This is a genomic window from Geodermatophilus sp. URMC 65 (genome assembly GCF_053502545.1).
Map to the genome: position 1 here is coordinate 5,577,067 of NZ_CP199954.1, position 18,424 is coordinate 5,595,490.

Annotated in this window: 17 protein-coding genes and 1 pseudogene; 7 read left to right on the forward strand and 11 right to left on the reverse strand. The window is 75.0% G+C overall.

Features of this window, described 5'->3' with window-relative positions; genetic code table 11:
• Positions 1–45 precede the first annotated feature (45 nt).
• The 4 genes from ACWIX7_RS26840 to rocD all read right to left on the reverse strand — a co-directional run bounded on the left by ACWIX7_RS26840 (position 46) and on the right by rocD (position 3,197).
• Positions 46–1,161 (reverse strand): NAD(P)/FAD-dependent oxidoreductase, encoded by a 1,116-nt coding sequence (locus tag ACWIX7_RS26840; protein WP_448619444.1) that lies wholly within the window; start codon positions 1,159–1,161, stop codon positions 46–48.
• The gene (locus ACWIX7_RS26845) at positions 1,158–1,403 is read right to left on the reverse strand and encodes a helix-turn-helix domain-containing protein (protein ID WP_448619445.1); all 246 of its coding nucleotides are present in this window, start codon (positions 1,401–1,403) and stop codon (positions 1,158–1,160) included. The genes ACWIX7_RS26840 and ACWIX7_RS26845 overlap by 4 nt, the downstream gene beginning before the upstream one ends.
• Entirely contained in the window at positions 1,403–1,882 is a 480-nt protein-coding gene (locus ACWIX7_RS26850; RefSeq protein ID WP_448619446.1) for a DUF2975 domain-containing protein, read from the reverse strand. Before ACWIX7_RS26850 ends, ACWIX7_RS26845 begins: the two co-directional genes overlap by 1 nt.
• 76 nt (positions 1,883–1,958) lie before the next feature.
• Positions 1,959–3,197, reverse strand: coding sequence for an ornithine--oxo-acid transaminase (gene rocD / locus ACWIX7_RS26855; protein ID WP_448619447.1), 1,239 nt, complete (start codon positions 3,195–3,197; stop codon positions 1,959–1,961).
• Positions 3,198–3,350: 153 nt separating this feature from the next.
• On the opposite strand from rocD, the gene ACWIX7_RS26860 reads away from it, so the two are divergent.
• On the forward strand, positions 3,351–3,821 hold the full coding sequence (locus ACWIX7_RS26860; RefSeq protein WP_448619448.1) for an Lrp/AsnC family transcriptional regulator: 471 nt from the start codon (positions 3,351–3,353) through the stop codon (positions 3,819–3,821).
• Positions 3,822–3,894: 73 nt separating this feature from the next.
• Here ACWIX7_RS26860 and ACWIX7_RS26865 read toward each other — a convergent pair whose 3' ends face one another.
• Positions 3,895–5,415, reverse strand: coding sequence for a cation:proton antiporter domain-containing protein (locus ACWIX7_RS26865; RefSeq protein WP_448619449.1), 1,521 nt, complete (start codon positions 5,413–5,415; stop codon positions 3,895–3,897).
• A 220-nt stretch (positions 5,416–5,635) separates the two neighbouring features.
• On the opposite strand from ACWIX7_RS26865, the gene ACWIX7_RS26870 reads away from it, so the two are divergent.
• The gene (locus ACWIX7_RS26870) at positions 5,636–6,637 is read left to right on the forward strand and encodes a HAMP domain-containing sensor histidine kinase (protein ID WP_448619450.1); all 1,002 of its coding nucleotides are present in this window, start codon (positions 5,636–5,638) and stop codon (positions 6,635–6,637) included.
• A complete protein-coding gene (locus ACWIX7_RS26875; RefSeq protein WP_448619451.1) occupies positions 6,634–7,293 on the forward strand; it encodes a response regulator in 660 nt (219 codons plus the stop codon). Before ACWIX7_RS26870 ends, ACWIX7_RS26875 begins: the two co-directional genes overlap by 4 nt.
• Positions 7,294–7,398: 105 nt before the next feature.
• Here the strand turns inward: ACWIX7_RS26875 and ACWIX7_RS26880 are convergent, their stop codons facing one another.
• The gene (locus ACWIX7_RS26880; RefSeq protein WP_448619452.1) at positions 7,399–8,994 is read right to left on the reverse strand and encodes a carboxylesterase/lipase family protein; all 1,596 of its coding nucleotides are present in this window, start codon (positions 8,992–8,994) and stop codon (positions 7,399–7,401) included.
• Positions 8,995–9,139: 145 nt separating this feature from the next.
• The gene (locus ACWIX7_RS26885; protein WP_448619453.1) at positions 9,140–9,577 is read right to left on the reverse strand and encodes a response regulator; all 438 of its coding nucleotides are present in this window, start codon (positions 9,575–9,577) and stop codon (positions 9,140–9,142) included.
• A 435-nt stretch (positions 9,578–10,012) separates the two neighbouring features.
• On the opposite strand from ACWIX7_RS26885, the gene ACWIX7_RS26890 reads away from it, so the two are divergent.
• The gene (locus ACWIX7_RS26890; RefSeq protein WP_448619454.1) at positions 10,013–12,571 is read left to right on the forward strand and encodes an HAD-IC family P-type ATPase; all 2,559 of its coding nucleotides are present in this window, start codon (positions 10,013–10,015) and stop codon (positions 12,569–12,571) included.
• Between the two features lie 243 nt (positions 12,572–12,814).
• Positions 12,815–13,822, forward strand: a complete 1,008-nt coding sequence (gene glpX / locus ACWIX7_RS26895; RefSeq protein WP_448619455.1) for a class II fructose-bisphosphatase — start codon at positions 12,815–12,817, stop codon at positions 13,820–13,822.
• A gap of 79 nt (positions 13,823–13,901) precedes the next feature.
• Here the strand turns inward: glpX and ACWIX7_RS26900 are convergent.
• The 3 genes and pseudogenes from ACWIX7_RS26900 to ACWIX7_RS26910 form a co-directional block, all read right to left on the reverse strand.
• Positions 13,902–14,141 (reverse strand): annotated as a pseudogene (locus tag ACWIX7_RS26900) (amidohydrolase family protein); the annotation flags it as partial.
• A gap of 33 nt (positions 14,142–14,174) precedes the next feature.
• Positions 14,175–14,354: a hypothetical protein gene (locus ACWIX7_RS26905; protein WP_448619456.1), complete on the reverse strand. Its 180-nt coding sequence runs from the start codon at positions 14,352–14,354 to the stop codon at positions 14,175–14,177.
• Between the two features lie 137 nt (positions 14,355–14,491).
• On the reverse strand, positions 14,492–16,021 hold the full coding sequence (locus ACWIX7_RS26910) for an aldehyde dehydrogenase family protein (RefSeq protein ID WP_448619457.1): 1,530 nt from the start codon (positions 16,019–16,021) through the stop codon (positions 14,492–14,494).
• 89 nt (positions 16,022–16,110) lie between these two features.
• On the opposite strand from ACWIX7_RS26910, the gene ACWIX7_RS26915 reads away from it, so the two are divergent.
• Both ACWIX7_RS26915 and ACWIX7_RS26920 read left to right on the forward strand, forming a co-directional pair.
• On the forward strand, positions 16,111–16,620 hold the full coding sequence (locus ACWIX7_RS26915; protein WP_448619458.1) for a PucR family transcriptional regulator ligand-binding domain-containing protein: 510 nt from the start codon (positions 16,111–16,113) through the stop codon (positions 16,618–16,620).
• Positions 16,553–17,293, forward strand: a complete 741-nt coding sequence (locus ACWIX7_RS26920; protein ID WP_448619459.1) for a hypothetical protein — start codon at positions 16,553–16,555, stop codon at positions 17,291–17,293. Before ACWIX7_RS26915 ends, ACWIX7_RS26920 begins: the two co-directional genes overlap by 68 nt.
• On the opposite strand, the gene ald is transcribed toward ACWIX7_RS26920, so the two are convergent.
• Positions 17,223–18,353 carry an alanine dehydrogenase gene (ald, locus tag ACWIX7_RS26925; RefSeq protein WP_448619460.1) on the reverse strand — a complete coding sequence of 377 codons (1,131 nt, stop codon included), beginning with the start codon at positions 18,351–18,353 and terminating at the stop codon, positions 17,223–17,225. The genes ACWIX7_RS26920 and ald overlap by 71 nt on opposite strands.
• Positions 18,354–18,424 lie beyond the last annotated feature (71 nt).

Genomic DNA, 18,424 nt, shown 5'->3' on the forward strand with positions numbered 1-18,424 from the left:
CCGGCCCGGTCCGGTGAGCTCCGCCGAGCGCCGACCCGGACGCCGTCAGGGGGCGGGGAAGGACCGGTCGCCGAAGAGGATGCGGCGGGCCGCCGCCCGCCCGACCGGCGTCCGCAGCAGGGTGAACGCCGCCGCGGCGACGGCCGGCGTGCGCACCTGGGCCAGTCCCCGGCGCAGCGCGAGCCGCCCCCGGAAGCGGGCGCGCAGCGCGGCACCGTCGTACCGCTCGAGCGCATCCGGCCGCCCGCTGCGCAGCGCGTCGTCGAGGACGTCGGCCGCGTGCACCGACAGTCGCAGGCACGGGTCCAGGCCGCCCGCGGTGAGCGGGGAGACCGCACCCGCCGCGTCCCCGACGAGCAGCCCACCGGGACCGCTGATCCGGCGCAGCAGGCCGCCGACGGGGATCGGGCCACCCCGCCGCTCGACCTCCCCGGGACGGTCGGCGTCGGGCAGCCCGGGCGCCGAGGCGCCGAACCGGTCCAGCGCCCGTCGCATGCCGTCGGGGAAGCGGTCGGGGTAGCCGGCGACGCCGACGTGGGCGTGCCGCCCGTCGTTCACCACCCAGGCCAGGTAGCCGGGCGCCAGGGAGGGGTCGAGCACGCAGTGGAACGTGGGCGGCTCCGCGCCACGCGGGATCGCGAAGACCTCCTCGGCGCCGACCAGCAGGTGCCGGTTGCGGTCCAGCCCGAGGTCGCGGGCCACGCGCGAGCGGGCGCCGTCCGCGCCGACGACGAACCGCGCCCGCACCCGGGTCGGCCCGTCCGGGCCGGCCAGCAGGTGCGCGCCGTCCCGCCGCCCCTCGTAGCGGGTGCCCAATGCGATGCGGACGCCGGCGTCGGCCGCCTCGCGGGCCGCCGCCATGTACAGCGGACCCATGTCGCCCACCCGGTACTCGTCGCGCTCGCTCTCCAGGGTCACCGGACGGCCGCGTCCCGGGGGGTGCAGCACCACGCGCCGGATCGGCGGGCCCAGGCACTCCGGTGGCAGCGGGAAGTCGTCGAGCGTCTTGCGGACGAAGATCCCCGTGGTGCGGATCGAGCCGGTCAGCCCGGGCCGCCGCTCGGCCAGGAGCACCTCGTGCCCCCGGCGGGCGAGCAGCGTGGCCGTGTGCAGCCCGGCCAGGCCGGCCCCCACGACGAGGACGTCGGCGTCGTCCCTCACCGGCGGGCCTCGTGCGCGGCGTGCGGCGCCTCCTGCTCGTCGGGGACCCACTCGAGCAGGTCGCCGGGCTGGCAGCCGAGCACCCGGCACATGGCCTCCAGGGTGCTGAACCGGACGGCCTTGGCCCGGCCGTTCTTCAGCACCGCGACGTTGGCCGGCGTCAGCCCGACCCGCTCGGCGAACTCGCCCACGCTCATCTTCCGCTTGGCCAGCTCGACGTCGATGCGCACGACGATCGGCATCAGATGACCGCTTCCAGGTCCGCCCGTAGAGTCGTCGCCTGCTGCAGCAGCGCACGCATCACGACGACGAGCAGCCCGACCACGGCCCCGGCCACGAGCAGCAGCAGGAGCACGAGCGGCGGTCCGGGGAGGCCCACGCTCACGAGGGACCAGACGAACGTGCCGAGGAGCAGGAGCCACGCGGCGGCGATCGCCCCCACGATGGCGTCCACCCAGACCATGGACGCCGCACTGAAGATGCGGTCGTCCTCGACGAGGGTGAGCAGCTTCCAGGTGCACACGATGACGACCTGGACGCAGCCCAGCCCCAGGACGGCGACCACGAGCGTCGGCCACCGCAGGTGCGCCAGCTCGGGCGAGTCCTCGGCCATCGCCGCCGACAGCGCCGGCAGGAAGAACACCTGCGCCGGCACGAGGGCGGCGAACGCCACCGCGAGCAGGAACCTGAGCGGGCCGACCACCCGACGCGTCGTCGTCACGCATCGAGTCTCGGCAACTAGCTATCGAAAGTCAATCGACCGCCCGGGTGTGTCCTCCAGCGCGTGGCGCCCGGGATCAGCGCCCCGCCTCCTCGAGGACCGCGGCCAGCGCGTCCACGGCCCGGTCGACGTCAGCGGGCTCGACGACCAGCGGTGGGGACAGCCGGATGGTCTGCCCGTGGGCGTCCTTGACCAGGACGCCGTGCGCGGCCAGCCGCTCGCACGCGGCGCGCCCGGTCATCAGCGCGGGGTCGACGTCGATCCCGGCCCACAGCCCGCGCGTCCGCACCGCCTGGACGCCGTGCCCGACCAGGTCGTCGAGCCGGTCGCGCAGCTGCACGCCGAGCTTGGCCGCGCGCTCCTGGTACTCGCCGGTCTCCAGCAGCCCCACCACGGCGTGCCCGATCGCCGCCGCGAGCGGGTTGCCGCCGAACGTCGACCCGTGGCTGCCCGGGGTGAGGACGTCGAGGATCGCGGAGGTGGACACCACCGCCGACACCGGGACGATGCCGCCGCCCAGGGCCTTGCCCAGCAGGTAGACGTCGGGGACGACGCCCTCCAGCTCGCAGGCGAAGGTGGCCCCCGTGCGGCCCAGCCCGGACTGCACCTCGTCGGCGATGAACAGCACCCCGGCGTCGGTGCACGCCTGCCGGACCGCCGCGAGGTAGCCGGGCGGCGGCACGACCACGCCGGCCTCCCCCTGCACCGGCTCGAGCAGCACCGCGACCGTGTCGGGGGTGAGCGCGGCCCGCAGCGCGTCGGCGTCGCCGTAGGGCACCACGGTGAAGCCGGGGGTGAAGGGGCCGAAGCCCTCGCGCGCCGAGTCGTCGGTGGAGAAGCTGATGATCGTGGTGGTGCGGCCGTGGAAGTTGTCCGCCGCGACGACGATCCGCGCCCGGTCGGCGGGGACGCCCTTGACCCGGTAACCCCAGCGCCGGGCGACCTTGATCCCCGTCTCCACCACCTCGGCCCCGGTGTTCATCGGGAGCACGAGCTCCATCCCGGCCAGGGCGGCCAGGTCGCGGGCGAACGGGCCGAGCCGGTCGTTGTAGAAGGCGCGGCTGGTGAGCGTGACCCGCTCGAGCTGCTCGCGGGCCGCCCGGAGCAGGACCGGGTGCCCGTGGCCGAAGTTCAGGGCGGAGTACCCGGCCAGGCAGTCGAGGTAGCGACGGCCGTCGACGTCGGTCACCCAGGCCCCGTGCGCCTCGGCCACCACCACCGGCAGCGGGGCGTAGTTGTGCGCCGTCGCCGTCTCGGTGAGCGCCACGTGCTCCCTCGAGGACAGCGGCCTGTTGGCGCGCCGCGGCGTGGTCATGGGGGGCCTCCTCCGGATGGGCGTCGGACTCCACCGCCCGGCCCCGGGGTCGCCGGTCGCCGGCCGTGACCAGAGGCTAGAGAGGCCGGACACGTGCATCAATGCACCTGCGTTGCGCTTCCACCGCGCATCCGTTGCGTCTCAGGGCCTAAGGTGAGCGATGTGTTGCAGCGGCCCGCGGACCGCCTGGACCCGCTCGACCGGCAGATCATCGGCTGCCTGACCCGCGACGCCCGCGCCACGTACGCCGTCATCGGCGACGAGGTCGGGCTGTCCGCGCCGGCGGTGAAGCGCCGCGTGGACCGGCTGCTGGCCGACGGGGTGCTCCGGGGCTTCACCGCGCTGGTCGACCCGGAGGTGCTCGGCTGGACGACCGAGGCCTACGTGGAGGTGTTCTGGGAGGGGACGCCGTCCCCGCTGGAGCTGCGGCGCAGTCTCGGGGAGGTCCCCGAGGTTGTCGGCGCGTGGAGCGTCACCGGCTCCGCGGACGCGCTGGTCCACATCCTGGCCGCCGACATCCCGCACCTGGAGGAGGCCATCGAACGGCTGCGGCAGCAGCCCAACGTCCACCAGACCCGCAGCGAGGTCGTGCTGTCCCGGCTGATCGACCGCGCGCGCCCCTGAGACGGCGGCGGCACGGTCAGCACCGACGACGGCCGGGCGGGCCGTCCGGACGCGTCGCGGTCCGGCCGTGCGCTCACGAGCCGGTGTCGCCCAGCCAGTGGGCCAGCCGGCCGCTGCGGTGGACGGCGAGGATGCGGCGTTCGGTGTCGGGGCGCTGGGCGGGCCGCGTGAAGACCAGCAGGACGTCGCCGGTGCGCAGCCGGGTGTGCGGCGCGACCGCGGAGGTGGTCCCGTCGCGCGCGAGCAGGCCGGGGGTCGCCCCGTCGGGGAGGCGCAGTTCGCTCATGTAGACGCCGTGCAGGCGGGACCCGGGCAGGACCCGGACCTGCAGGAGGTCGGTGCCCAGTTCGTGCAGGGACGAGGTCCCGACGTCCAGGTCCAGCGGCACGCCGTCGGCCCCTCGGACCGGCTCCCGGCCCCCGGGGACGAGGCGGCGCGGGATCAGCCGGGCCAGGCGCGGGGAGGAGTAGACCGCGATCGGGCCGAGGACGGCGAGGACGAGGACGTAGCCGGCGGCGAACGAGCCGAGCCGGGGATCGAGTCCGGCGGCCAGCGCCAGCGAGGCGAGGACCAGGGAGAACTCGCCGCGGGTCAGCACGGTCAGGCCGATGTTCGCCGCTCCGAGACGCCCGAGGCCGTGCAGGCGGGCGGCGACGATGCCGGCCACGACTGCCAGCACGACCGTCGCGGCGGCGGCGACGAGGACCTGCGGGAGCACCGCGAGGACGTCCCCGATGTCGATCGTCAGGCCGAAGTGGAAGAAGAAGATCGCCCCGAAGCCGTCCCGCAGCGGGTGCGTGAGCTGCCGCAGCCGGCGTGCGGCCGGGGTGGAGGCCAGGATCAGGCCGATCATGAACGCGCCGATCGCGTCGGAGACGCCCAGGTGCTCCCCCGCGCCGGCCGTGCTGATCGCCAGCCCCAGGGCGAGGACGACGACGATCTCGTCGTCCTTCGTCCGCAGCAGGGCACCGACCCACCGTGTCCCGTGCCGGGCCACCACGGTCAGCACCAGCAGGAACGCGAAGGCGACGCCCATGCCGAGGACGGCCTCGAGCACGCCGGAGGCGCCGCCGAGGACCGGCTGCAGCAGGGCCAGGTAGAGGGCGAGGAACAGGTCCTCGATGACGATGATCCCGAGGATGACGCGGGTCTCGGGGTTGCCGAGCCGCCGCGTCTCGACCAGCAGTTTGGTCACGATGGCGGACGAGGAGATGCCGACGATGCCGGCCACCACGAAGGCCTCCGACGTCCCCCAGCCCAGCGCGGAGCCCAGCGCCAGGCCACCGCCGACGTTCAGGCACAGGTAGACCGCGGCCGCGACCGCCAGGCGCCGCCCGCCGGACGTCAGCTGGCCGAGCGAGAACTCCAGGCCCAGGTAGAACAGGAGGAACACCAGGCCGAGGCGGGCGACCAGCGCGAGGTCCGCCGGGTCGCCGACCAGGACGAACCCCGGCGTGTTCGGTCCCAGCAGCAGGCCGGCGAGCATGAACAGCGGGATGGTCGGCAGCCCGATGGGCACACCGGCGCGCGCGACCAGACCGCACACGAGGAAGGCGCCGCCGAGGGCGAGGAGTGCCTCAGCGACGTGGTGCACCCGGCCTCCTCGTGGACGTCCTCCTGCGCCTGCCGATCACCGGCCCACACGGGAGATCCTGAGGCGGCGGGTCGGCTGGCCGGAATCCGTGGCAGCACCCATTCCGGCCGGAACGGCATGGGTGGTGGGCCCCATCTCGGGCACGGGACCTTGGCCGGCGGCGTCCGGTGTCCGAGGCTCTACGGCATCGGGCACCGGAGCCGGGCGGCAGGGGCAGCGGATGGGGCAGGGACCACGGCGCGAGGCAGGGCGGGGTCTGCCGCTGTTCTGGCGGGTGTGCCTGGTGAACGGCGCCGTCTTCGCGGTCGGCACCGCGGTGCTGGCGGCCTCGCCGGCCACCGTCTCCACGCCTGTGCTCGCCCGCGAGGCGCTGGTGCTGTCCGTCGGCCTGACCGTGATGCTGGTGGCCAACGGGCTGCTGCTCCGCGCGGTGCTGGGGCCGCTGGACCGGTTGCGGAGCCTGATGGAGGGCGTCGACCTGCTCCGCCCCGGCCAGCGGCTGCCGGAGCCGGGCAGCGGCCCGGCCGCCGACCTCATCAGCAGCTTCAACGCCATGCTCGACCGCCTCGAGGCCGAGCGCGCCGCCTCCAGCGGGCAGGCGCTGGCCGCGCAGGAGGCCGAGCGTCGCCGGGTCGCCCAGGAACTGCACGACGAGGTCGGGCAGAGCCTGACCGCGGTCCTGCTGGGCATGCGGCAGGTGGCCGACCGGGCACCGGCCGAGCTCCGGCACGAGGTGCTGCTCGTGCAGGAGACCGCGCGGGCCAGCCTCGACGAGGTGCGGCAGGTGGTCCGGCGGCTGCGCCCGGGCGTGCTCGACGACCTGGGCCTGGTCAGCGCCCTGACCTCGCTGGCGACCGAGCACGCCCGGCTCACCGGCGCCCAGGTGTGCCGGCGCCTCTCCCCCGACCTCCCTGCGCTCGGGCCGGACGCCGAACTGGTCGTCTACCGGGTGGCCCAGGAGGCGCTGACCAACGTCGCCCGGCACGCCGCCGCCGGCCGCGTGTGCGTCGACCTGACGCCCACCTTCGCCGGCGACGCCGTGCAGCTGCGGGTCGCCGACGACGGCTGCGGTCTCGGCGACAGCCGCGAGGGAGCGGGGATCCGCGGCATGCGGGAACGGGCGGTGCTCGTCGCCGCGACGCTGACCATCGGACCCCACCAGGACGGCGGGACCGAGCTGCGGCTGCTCGTCCCGGCGCCGGGGACGGCGGGCCGCCAGTGACCCGCCCGGCTCCCACCCGGATCCTGCTCGCGGACGACCACGCCCTCGTGCGCCGCGGCGTGCGGCTGATCCTGGACGGCGAGCCGGACCTGACCGTCGTCGCCGAGGCCGGCGACGGAGCGGAGGCACTGGCCCTGGCCCGGGTGCACGCCATCGACCTCGCCGTCCTCGACGTCGCCATGCCCCGGCTCACCGGCCTGCAGGCGGCCCGGGAGCTGTCCCGCCGCTCCCCGGGCACGCGCATCCTGCTGCTGTCGATGTACGACAACGACCAGTACTTCTTCGAGGCGCTGCGCGCCGGCGCCTCCGGCTACGTGCTCAAGTCCGTCGCCGACCGCGACCTCGTCGAGGCCTGCCGTGCCGTCATGCGCGAGGAACCGTTCATCCACCCGGCTGCTCTGACCGCGCTCATGCGCGAGTACCTGCAGCGCGCCGGCCGCGGGGAACGCCTGCCCGGCAGCATCCTCTCGGCACGCGAGACGGAGGTCGTCAAGCTCATCGCCGAGGGCCGCTCCTCGCAGGAGATCGCAGCCCTGCTCGTGATCAGCGTCAAGACCGTCGAGCGGCACCGGGCCAACGTCCTGCAGAAGCTGGAGATGCGGGACCGGACCCAGCTCACCCGCTACGCCATCCGCACCGGCCTGATCGAGCCCTGAGCGTCCCCGCCGCTGCGCGGACGTGGGCAGCCCCGCAGCGGGCCGGGCGGGAACGAACCCGGAGCACGGCCCGGGTGGGGTCTCCGCCGTCGGCCGACCGCCCGGTCAGGCGCCGTCGGCGGCCAGCGGGTCCCAGAACGCGCACTGGTGCTCCTCGGCGACCGCGGCGTCGGGGACGGCGGCGCTCCGGCCGGCCGGCTGCAGGGAGAGCACGACCTGCTCGGCGTCGTACGACGGCCAGGCCGCCTGCCCGGGGACGCCGGGGTCACCCTGCCGGACGAAGGCGCCCCAGTACTGCTTCATCTCCGCCGCCAGCTGCTGCTCCCCCGCGTCGAACGTGGGCGCGATGGGCACGCCGTTGTCGAAGCTCGGGAACAGGTACGCCAGTTCGGCGGCGTGCCCCGCGCCCCACTCGTAGCCCGGGATCGGCTGCAGCCCGGGCCCGGTTCGGGCGGCGAACTCGTAGGCCCAGGTCGGCACGTGCGCCGCGAGGTCACGGGTGAGCGCCCGGTTCGGGCAGCCGCCGATGCCGAACCCGAGGCCGGCATCGGTGAGGATCGCGCCCGAGAGGTAGGCGGGCGTGAACTCGTCCGCGTCGGCCGGCCACGGGTAGCGGGACAGGACGGCGTCGGCCTCCTCGACGAAGGCGTCGCGGACCCACGTCTCGTACTGCTCCCGGGTCCAGCCGATGCTCCCGGCCATGAAGGTGCGGCCCTCGTCCCGGGTGGCCCCGACGACCACGGGGACGTCCGCGAAGTCCCCGGTCGCGATCGCTGCGCGCGGGTCCGACGGGAGGAACGGCGTGCCGGCGACCGGCGGGACGAGCGGGGTCGGGGCGTCGATCAGCTCACCCACCGGTTTGCCGCGCAGGCAGGCCACCGCGCCCGCGAACGGGGTGCACCCCACCGCCTGCGCGACGACCTGGCCCGCGGAGTCCGCGGCGTCCTGGCTCCGGCTGGGACAGGAGCCGCTCTGGATCATGGCCCCGGCGAACAGGTCCCGGGACCCCGGGGCGACGAGGTGGGAGCAGACCGACCACCCGCCGGCCGACTCCCCGCCGATCGTCACCCGCGCGGGGTCGCCGCCGAACGCGGCGATGTTGTCCTGGACCCAGCGCAGCGCCGCCTGCTGGTCCATCAGGCCGTAGTTGCCGGACTCGCCCTGGCGCGCGGTGAGCTGCGGGTGCCCCAGGAAGCCGAGGACGCCGAGCCGGTAGTTCATCGTGACCCCGACGGTCCCGGTCGCCGCGACCATCGCGGCCATGTCGGCCTGGTTGGAACTGCCGTTGACCAGGCCGCCGCCGTGGATGAACACGTAGACCGGCAGGCGGTCCTCCGGCGTGGTGCCGGCCGGGCGCTGCACGTTGACGAACAGGCAGTCCTCGGTCTCCGAGCGCGGGCCGTTCGTGCTCTCGGTCGCCGGGCAGCGGTTGCCGTAGGCGTCGGCCGCCCGGACGCCGTCCCACCGCGCGGGCGGCTGCGGTGGGCTCCACCGCAGCTCTCCGACGGGCGGTGCGGCGTACGGGATGCCGAGGTAGCCGTCCACACCGTCGGCCTGCACGCCGCTCACCGCACCGGACCGGGTGTGGACGACCGGCGGCTGACCCGGCGCGGGCGCGGCCAGGGCCGTCGGCGCGGGCAGCCAGGTGAGCAGGAGACCGGCCAGCACCGCGGCCGACGTGCTCCGGAGGGAACGGGACATCTCGGCGCCTCCTGGCCCGCTGCGAGCGGCTGGGGAGGTCAGGTGCGGACCGCGGTCCGCACCGTCCGTTCGGGTGGCTGCGAACGGCGCCGCCCATCCTGCTCCGGGCCGGCCGCCGGCGACAGCCGACGGCGGCCGGAGGCCGTCACAGGCAGTAGGGACAGTCCGAGCCGCCGTCGGCGACCGTGCGCAGGCAGCGGAGCAGCGGACCGAGACGGGTGCCCTTCGGCACCAGGGCGTGCGCACCGGCGACCACGGCCTCGGGTCCCACCTCGGGGCCCTCCCCGGTCAGCACGATGACCCGGGCCTCGGGTCGGGCCGCACGCAGCGCCGCCGTGGCCGCCAGCCCGTCCGTCCCGGCCATGGACACGTCCATGAACACGACGTCGGGCCGAAGCCGCTCGGCGGCCTCCACCGCCTGCTCCCCGTCCTCGCACTCGCCGACGACGGTGAGGTCGTCCTCCTCGGACAGCGCTTCGGCGAGTGCCCTGCGCACCATCGGGTGGTCGTCGACGAGCAGGACCCGGATGCCGGCGGAGCCGCCCCCGGCGCGGCCGTCGCCGGCGCAGCAGTTCCCCGTCACCCGTCCACCTCCTCGCCGTGCGGCGTGACCGCCGGCCGGTCCCCCACCTCGCGGACGGGCGGCGCCCCCCCCCCCCCCCCCCCCCCCCCCGCGAGCCGCGGGTTGCCCCCCACGCCGGGCTCACCGCCCGGCCCGCCCACCCGGCGCCGCGCTGACGTCCCCAGCCTAGGCACACCGGCCGTCCAGGGCGGTTCCACAGCAGGCAGGGCTCGCCGGTTCGGCCGCCGCCCTCCGGGCCGCCTCGCCGCTCCGGGTGGGCGCGCCTGCCGGCGTCCGGCCGTCCGGTGGGGAACGCTCCCGCGCAGCGGTCCCGCGCGCTGCGGGAGAGACTCCGGACGGCACGAGGTCCCGCCGGGGGCGGCCGCGGACGCGCCGGGCCGACCGGCCGGTCCGCACCCCGGCGCGGCGGGACGACCTCCGGGGGGAACGAGCGGGATGGACGTGCAGGAGACCGACGCGGGGACCGACCTCGCCGGGGTGGCGGGCCTCACCTCGCGCGAGGCCGAGGCCCGGCGGCGGCGCGGTGAGGGCAACGTCGCCGTCAGCGCGTCGTCCCGCGGCTACGCCCGGATCCTGCGCACCAACGTCTTCTCGTTCTTCAACGTCATCCTGTTCGTGATCGGCGCGGCGCTGCTGGCGCTGGGCCGCTACAACGACGCCTTCACCAGCGTCGGGCTCGGGCTGGTCAACGCGGCGATCAGCGCCGTCCAGGAGATCCGGGCCAAGCGCAAGCTCGACCGGTTGCAGCTGCTGGGCCGCAGCCGGGTCACCGTGCTCCGCGACGGCCGGGAGACCTCGGTGGCGCAGGAGGACGTCGTCCGCGGGGACGTGGTGCGCGTGCGTCCCGGCGACCAGGTCGTCGTCGACGGCCCGCTCCTCGACGGCGGCCGGGTCGAGGTGGACGAGTCGCTGCTCACCGGCGAGTCCGAGCCGCAGCTGCGCGGGCCCGGCGAGGACCTGCTGTCGGGCAGCTCCTGCGTCGGCGGCGGGGGCTCCCAGCTCGCCCGGGACGTCGGCGCGTCGAGCTACGCCAGCCGGCTGACCGCCGAGGCCCGCCAGGCGTCCACGGACACGACCCCGCTGCAGCGCCGCATCGAGTTCGTCGTCCGGCTGGTCATGGTCCTGGTGGCGCTGATGAGCGCCACGATCCTGCTGCAGGCCGCGCTGGAGGGGTTCTCGCTGGTGCGCGTCGTGCAGACCACGGCGGTGCTGTCGGGGCTGGTGCCCTACGGGCTGTTCTTCCTCGTGGCGGTGGCCTACACCGTCGGCGCGGCGAAGAGCTCGGGCAGGGGCGCCCTCGTGCAGCAGGTCAACGCGGTGGAGTCGATGAGCAACGTCGACGTCGTCTGCACCGACAAGACCGGGACGCTGACCACCGGCCGCCTCTCGCTCGCGGAGGTCCGGCCGGTCGGCCCGCTCGGGGCCGCGGCCGTGGAGCACCTGATCGGCTCCCTGGCCCGCAGCACCACCGCCACCAACCTGACCTCCTCGGCACTGGCCGCGGCGCTCCCCGGCGCGCCGTGGGAGGTGCGGGAGGAGGTCCCGTTCTCGTCGTCGCTGCGGTGGAGCGCGGTGCGCACCGACGACGACGGGGTCCTGGTCCTGGGCGCGCCGGACGCCCTGGCCCCGGCCCTGTCCGGCGCACCCCTCACCGACACGGTGACCGCGCTGACCGGGCAGGGGCTGCGGGTCCTGGTCGTCGCGCGCGCCGCCGATCCGGCTGCCCGGCTGCGCGACGACACCGGGCGGCCGCGGCTGCCGGCGCTGGATCCCCTGGCCGTGGTGGCCCTGGCCGACGAGCTGCGGCCGGACGTGCCCGGGACCCTCGCCGGACTCATCGCCGGCGGCACCGCGGTGAAGGTGGTCTCCGGCGACGACCCCCGCACGGTGGCGGCGCTCGCCCGGCAGGCCGGGCTGGACGGCGGGGAGCCGGTGACCGGCGCCGACCTCGACGCGCTCACCGACCGGGAGTTCGACGACGTGGCGGCCCGGACGACGGTGTTCGGCCGGATCGCCCCGGAGCAGAAGGAGCGGCTCGTCGCCTCCCTGCGCCGGCAGGGCCGCTACGTCGCGATGGTCGGCGACGGGGTCAACGACGCCCGCGCGCTCAAGCGGGCCCACGTCGGCGTGGCGATGCGCAGCGGCAGCGCCGTCACCCGCGACGTCGCCGACATCGTGCTCACCGACGACTCGCTGACCGCGCTGCTGCCCGCGCAGCAGGAGGGCCGGCGGATCATCTCCGGCATCGGCACCTCGATGCAGGTGTTCCTCGCCCGGGTCGGCACGCAGGGCCTGGTGATCCTCGCGGTGACGATGCTCGGCCTGGGGTTCCCCTACTCCCCCGCCAACGTCGGGCTGACCCTGCTGACCGTCGGCCTGCCGACCCTCTTCCTCACGATGTGGGCCCGCCCCGCGCCGCCGGACCCCCACCTGCTGACGTCGCTGTGGCGGTTCGTCGTCCCGGCCATGGTGGTCACCGCCGCAGGCGGCGTCGCGGTGTACGCCCACCACTACACGACGCTGCTCACGGGGTTCAGCGGCTCCGCCGTCCCCGGCTTCGTCGTCAGCGAGTTCGAGCGCTACACCGGGGTCTCCTCCAGCGACGTCGGCTTCGCCGAGGCGGCGGCGACGATCGGCGCCCAGACGGCGCTGTCCACCTTCGTCTCCTACGCCGCGTTCCTGCTGATCCTCTTCCTCAAGCCGCCGAACCGGCTCCTCGCGGCGTGGACCCGGCCCGACGGCGACCGGCGGCCGGCCGTGCTCGTGGCCGTGCTGGTCGTCGCGTTCACCGGCGGGTTGTTCGTCGAGCCGTTCACCGACTACTTCGGGCTCACCCACGCCGCCGACCCGGTCTTCCGGACGGTCCTGCCGGCGCTGGTCCTCTGGTTCGTCCTCCTGACGGCGGCCTACCGGTTGCGGCTGCTGGAGCGGGCACTGGGACTGCACCAGCTCCCCGCGGCGAGCGTCGCCGGACGCGGGCCGACGCGGAACTGACGCCCCGGCCACCGCCCGGTCGGGACAGCTGGTCGGCCCGACCACCACCGCTGACCGGAGGCAGCGACGTCGGGGTCGCGGATGTCGCGGTCCGACCGCAACGCACGCAGCCACGCCACGAGCGCTGGTGTGTCACGCTGACGCGCTGCCCGCAGCTGCTCCGCCCGTCCGCACCCGCGACCTGGTCCCGCAGGACCGCCTCGCGGGATCCCGAGCGCCGTCCCCTCCGACAGGACCTCAGGCATGAGTCACATCGCGTCCCGAGCCCCCGGCCAGATCACCGCCGACCCCGAACGCAACCTCGCCCTGGAACTCGTCCGCGCCACCGAGGCGGCAGCGATCAACTGCTCCCGCTACCTGGGGTACGGGGACAAGGACCAGGTGGACGCTGCGGCCGTCGACGCCATGCGGCCCGTCCTCGGCTCGGTCCGGATGAACGGTGTCGTCGTCATCGGGGAGGGCGAGAAGGACCAGGCCCCGATGCTCTACAACGGGGAACGCGTGGGTGACGGCACCGGACCCGAGTGGGACATCGCCGTCGACCCCGTCGACGGCACCACCCTCACCGCGAGGAGCCTGCCCGACGCCGTCAGCGTGCTCGGGGTGGCCCCGCGGGGGACCATGTTCGACCCCGGACCGGCCGTCTACATGAAGAAGCTCGTCGTGCCCGGGAGCGTGGCCGCGTCGGTGGACCTCGACGCACCCATCGGCGACACGCTCTCGACGATCGCCGCAGCGAGCGACCGGGCCGTGCCCGACCTGACGGTCGCGGTGCTCGACCGCCCGCGGCATGCCGGGCTCGTCTCCGACATCCGTCGCGCCGGCGCCCGGATCCGCTTCCTCCTCGACGGCGACGTCGCCGGCTCCATCATGGCCGTCACTCCCGGGACGGGTGTGGACCTCCTCGTCGGGACCGGAGGCACCCCCGAGGGCGTCCTCGCCGCCTGCGCACTGAGGTGCCTCGGCGGTGAGCTCATCGGCCAACTGGTCGCCCGGGACGACGACGAGCGGCGCGCCGCGCTCGACAGGGGGTACGACCTCGAGCGGGTCCTCACCACGACCGATCTGGTCAGCGGCAACGACGTGTTCTTCGCGGCGACCGGCGTCACCGACGGAGCGCTGCTCAAGGGCGTGCGCTTCGAACCGCACCGCATCGTCACCCACTCGCTGTCGATGCGCTCCCGCTCGCGCACGGTGCGACTGATCGAGGGACACCACGATCCCGAGCACTCGTTCCTCGTCAACTTCTGAGGGCTCGCCACGGGCGCCACCACCGGCCCCTCCACGGGTGCGTCGCACCCCGACCGTGGTGCGCGCGTCGTCCCCCTGATCACCGCCCCCGTGCCGCCAGGGCGGCGTCCAACCGCGGGTGCACGCGGCGGGCGTCGAGCTCGAACACCTCCTCCCGGTCGCCGGGCGCCAGCCCGACCGCCTCGACGTGGCGGCGGGTGTCGTCGAAGTGGTGGCCGGTGCGCGGGTCGATCCCCCGCACGGCCCCGACCATCTCGGAGCCGAACAGGATGCTGTCGACGTCGACGACCTCGAACAGGAGGTCGATGCCGGGCCGGTGGTGAACGCAGGGTCGGAGAAGACGGTGCCCGGATCAGACGATGCGCACCTGGAGGTGCACCTCCTCGGGGGCGGTGTGGGTCATCGCGACGACGAGATCGAGCGCCATCTCCTCGACGTCGTCGACGCTGTCGGCGTGGGTCGTACCGACACCCGCGACGTCGACCACCCAGTGGTCGCCCTCGCAGATCGCGGTCGCGGTGTAGCTGGCCATCCGTCCTCCACGGTCAGGTCATCGCCAGGTCGTCGCTGAGGCGACGGGGCAGCCGGGTGCCGACCGGCCCGCCCCTCCGCTGAGCGCCACGCCGCGGACGACCGCGGCGGAGCAGGTCACGGTGGTGCCGCGCCCGATCAGGGTCCCGTGCGCGGCGCGGGGGTCGCTCCGTGGCCGAGGCGCACGTTGATCTGCTTGGTCTGGGTGAAGCCGGCGATCATGCCCTCGAGGGACACCTCCCGGCCGATGCCGCTCTGCTTGTAGCCGCCGTAGGACTGGCCGACCACCTGCCCGCCGCCCTGGTTGACCTGCACCCAGCCCGCCTCCAGCCGGTGGGCCGTGGTGATCGCCAGGTCGATGTCGTGGCTCCAGACGTAGGCCCCCAGCCCGTAGGCGGTGTCGTTGGCCATGCGGACGACGTCGTCGACATCGGTCCAGGCGATGGCGACGACCACGGGCCCGAAGATCTCCTCGCGGGCCAGGCGGAAGCTGTTGTCGCCGCCGGAGAACAGCGTGGGCACGTGGAAGAAGCCCTCGGTCAAGGGGCCCTCCGAGGGCGGCAGCCCACCCACCTCGACGTGCAGCGCGGGGTCGGCCAGCCCGTCCTCCAGGTAGCCCCGGATGGACTCGAACTGGGTCTCGTTGATGACCGAACCGATGTCGCTGGCCTCGTCCAGCGGGTTCCCGACCCTCATCGCCCCCAGCCGCTCCGACAGCCGGGCGAGCACCTCGTCGTGGACGTCGCGGTGCAGGAACAGCCGCGAGCCGGCGGTGCAGCTCTGGCCCTGCCGGCTGATCCGCGAGGACAGCACCAGCCCCTCGATCAGCTCGTCGGTCACCGCACCGGGGAACACGATCGACGGGTTCTTGCCGCCCAGCTCGAGGGACAGGTGGGCGAGCCGCTCCCCCGCCTTGCTGGCGATGCCGCGGCCGACCTCGGTGGAGCCGGTGAAGGAGATCTTGTCCACGCCCATGTGCTCGACCAGGGCGTTGCCCGCGGCCCGGCCGGTCCCGGTCACCACGTTGAGGACGCCGGGCGGCAGGGACTCCTCGCAGATCTCCGCCATCAGCAGGATCGACAGCGGAGCGTCCTCAGCGGCCTTGAGCACGATGGTGTTGCCCGCGGCCAGGGCGGCCGGGACCTTGAAGCCGGCGATCATCAGCGGCGAGTTCCACGGCAGGATCGCGCCCACCACCCCGAGCGGCTCCTGCCGGGTGTACTGCAGCTGCGACGCCCCGGCCGGCAGGGTCGTGCCCTTCACCTCCCCGGCCACGCCGCCGAAGTAGCGGAACAGGTCCACCAGCAGCGCCGCCTCGGGCCGCGCCTGGGTGCGCAGCGCGTTCCCGGTGTCCTCGGCGGTGACCCGGGCGAGCTCCTCCGCGCGGCCCTCGAGGGCGTCAGCGATCCGCAGCAGCACCCGCTGGCGCTCCTTGAAGTGCTGGTCGCGCCAGGCGGGGAAGGCCTCCCGGGCGGCGGTGACGGCGCGGTCGACGTCCGTGGCGTTCCCGCGTGGGACGCGGGCGATGACCTGGCCGCGGCGGGCCGGGCTGGTGATGTCCCGCCACTCGCCGTCGGCGGCCTCGACCCAGTTCCCGCCGATGAGCATCAGCCGGGTCGGAGGGGACGTCGTGTCGGTGGACGGGCTCAGGACGTCCTGCTGGGACATGGACTCCTCCTGTGGCTGGGTGGTGGGGAGCCGGCTGGGCCGGTCGTCCCGCTCGGCGTGCGGTGCGTCGAGTCGTCAGCCTGCACCCGATGGTCGGCGACCCGGAACCCCGGCGTCGCGACGTCTCGGGGACGAGGACCTGGCCACGGACGAGGTGCCGCTGGCCGAGGGTGACGCCGGCCCATCCGGCGGTGGGCGACGTTCCCTGGGCTCGTTGCCCACCGCCACCGTGCTGTGGAGCGGATCGGCTCCGCGGCGCCGTCCGGCCGGCCCTGCGCAGCGCCGGCCCGGTGGTGCTGGCGGGTGTCGCGGATCTGGGCCGCCAGGTGCGCTGGGTCCACACGACCGAGCTCGTCGACACCGCTCCCCTGCTGCGCGGCGGCGACCTGGTGCTGAGCACGGGGATCGCCTCCCGGACCGTCCCGACGACCTGGCGGCGTTCGCCGGCAGCCTCGACCGCAGCGAGGCTGCCGGACTCGTCATCGAGCTGGGACGGCGCTGGACCGAGGTCCCGGCAGGGCTGGTGGCCGCGTGCGAGCGGCTGTCGTTGCCGCTCGTCGCGCCCTGGCCCTCCACCGGCTGCGCGACCGGCAGCGTGACAGCCTGGTCCGGCGCACGCACCACGAGCTGCTCGTCCGGCTGCTCGCCGACCGCGGCGCGCCGGACGTGCTGCAGCGCTGCGAGCTCGCCGCGGTCTCCCTGACCGGCGGCGCTCGTCGGCCTGGCCCTGCGCGCACCCGTGGGAGCGGACGAGCCCGGCCGGCGCTCCGGCAGCTGGACCCGTCGGTGGCCGCGGTCGTGCACGCGGTGCACGAGATGCGGGTGCCCGCCCTCGTCTGCGCGATCGACGAAGCTGTGCGGGCCCTGCTCCGTCAGCCCTCGGCCGCCAGCACGCAGGTGACGGAGGACATCGCCGGCCGCGTGCACCGGCGGGTCCGCGTCCTGATCGGCGCAGGCCGCTCGGTGGACCGCGTCGGCGACGTCGGGCGCACCCTGCGCGAGTCGCTGCACGTCCTGGACCCGGTGCGGCCGGGGCCGCGGGCGCGCCCGGTGCACCGCCTGGAGGACGTGCACCTGCGCGGCCTGCTGACCATGCTGGCCGAGGACGAGCGGCTCCGGCTGCCCGTCGCTCCCACCGGCAGGACCTCCACGGCGTCCCCCCTGCGCTCGTCGTCCACGACCGCGCCCTCCACCCGGCGGCTCACCGCGCCGCGAGGAGTTCGGCGGGGTCGGTGGAGGGCAGCTCGTGCGCCTCGGCGACCGGCCGGTTGACGAGGTGCCCGTCCAGCGTGCTCAGCCCGAGCCGCAGGGCGGGGTCGACCTGCGCTGCCCCGGCCACACCGTGCTTCGCGACCCGGACCAGGTACGGCAGCGTGGCCGAGGTCAGGGCCAGCGTCGAGGTGCGGGCGACCGCGCCGGGGATGTTGGCCACGCAGTAGTGGACGACTCCCTCCTCGACGTAGGTCGGGTCGGAGTGGGTGGTCGGCCGGCTGGTCTCGAAACAGCCGCCCTGGTCGATGGCGATGTCGACGACCACGCTGCCCGGCCGCATCGCGGCGATCATCTCCCTGCTGACCAGCTTGGGTGCCTTGGCGCCGGGAACCAGGACCGCCCCGATCACGACGTCCGCCTCGGCGACGTAGGCCGCCGTCCGGGCCCGGTTGGGCGTCACGAGGTCCAGCCGCCCGCCGAAGATGTCGGACAGGTAGGCGAGCCGGCTCGGGTTGGTGTCGAGGACGCGGACGATGGCCCGCATGCCCAGCGCGATCTTCGCCGCCTCGGTGCCGGCCACCCCACCGCCGATGATGAGGACCTTCGCCGCGGGGGTGCCGGGGACGCCGCCGAGCAGGATCCCTGCTCCACCGGCAGGGTTCTCCAGGTGGTGCGCCGCGGCCTGGACGGCCATCCGGCCGGCGACCTCGCTCATGGGGGTCAGCAGCGGCAGCTTGCCGTCGGCGTTCTGCACGGTCTCGTAGGCGATGGAGTCGATCCGCCGCTCCAGGAGGAACTCGGTCAGGCCGCGGTCGGCGGCGAGGTGCAGGTAGGTGAACAGCTGCTGGCCCGGGCGGAACCGGTGGTACTCCGCGGGCACCGGCTCCTTGACCTTGACGATCAGGTCGGCCCCGCCGAACACCTCGTCGGCGGTCGGCACGACCTTGGCGCCGGCGGCGGCGTACTCGTCGTCGGCGAACCGGGACCCGGCCCCGGCGCCGGCCTGGACGACGACCTGGTGACCGTCGTGCACCAGTTCCACGACGCCGTCCGGGGTGAGTGCCACCCGCCTCTCGTTGTCCTTGATCTCGCTCGGTACTCCCACGACGAGCGTGCTCATGGCGTGTCTCCTGCGGTCGGGACCGGTGCGGTCGCACCGGAGCGGTTGTCCGGGCCACGACCGCGCGGGTG

Excerpts from the sequence above, each read along its gene's own strand:
- ACWIX7_RS26845 (WP_448619445.1), bottom strand. The coding sequence starts at position 1,403 with ATGCCGATCGTCGTGCGCATCGACGTCGAGCTGGCCAAGCGGAAGATG.
- rocD (WP_448619447.1), bottom strand. The coding sequence starts at position 3,197 with ATGACCACGCCGCGGCGCGCCAACAGGCCGCTGTCCTCGAGGGAGCAC.
- ACWIX7_RS26870 (WP_448619450.1), top strand. The coding sequence starts at position 5,636 with ATGGGGCAGGGACCACGGCGCGAGGCAGGGCGGGGTCTGCCGCTGTTC.
- ACWIX7_RS26880 (WP_448619452.1), bottom strand. The coding sequence starts at position 8,994 with ATGTCCCGTTCCCTCCGGAGCACGTCGGCCGCGGTGCTGGCCGGTCTC.
- ACWIX7_RS26890 (WP_448619454.1), top strand. The coding sequence starts at position 10,013 with ATGGACGTGCAGGAGACCGACGCGGGGACCGACCTCGCCGGGGTGGCG.
- glpX (WP_448619455.1), top strand. The coding sequence starts at position 12,815 with ATGAGTCACATCGCGTCCCGAGCCCCCGGCCAGATCACCGCCGACCCC.
- ACWIX7_RS26905 (WP_448619456.1), bottom strand. The coding sequence starts at position 14,354 with ATGGCCAGCTACACCGCGACCGCGATCTGCGAGGGCGACCACTGGGTG.
- ACWIX7_RS26910 (WP_448619457.1), bottom strand. The coding sequence starts at position 16,021 with ATGTCCCAGCAGGACGTCCTGAGCCCGTCCACCGACACGACGTCCCCT.
- ACWIX7_RS26915 (WP_448619458.1), top strand. The coding sequence starts at position 16,111 with ATGGTCGGCGACCCGGAACCCCGGCGTCGCGACGTCTCGGGGACGAGG.
- ald (WP_448619460.1), bottom strand. The coding sequence starts at position 18,353 with ATGAGCACGCTCGTCGTGGGAGTACCGAGCGAGATCAAGGACAACGAG.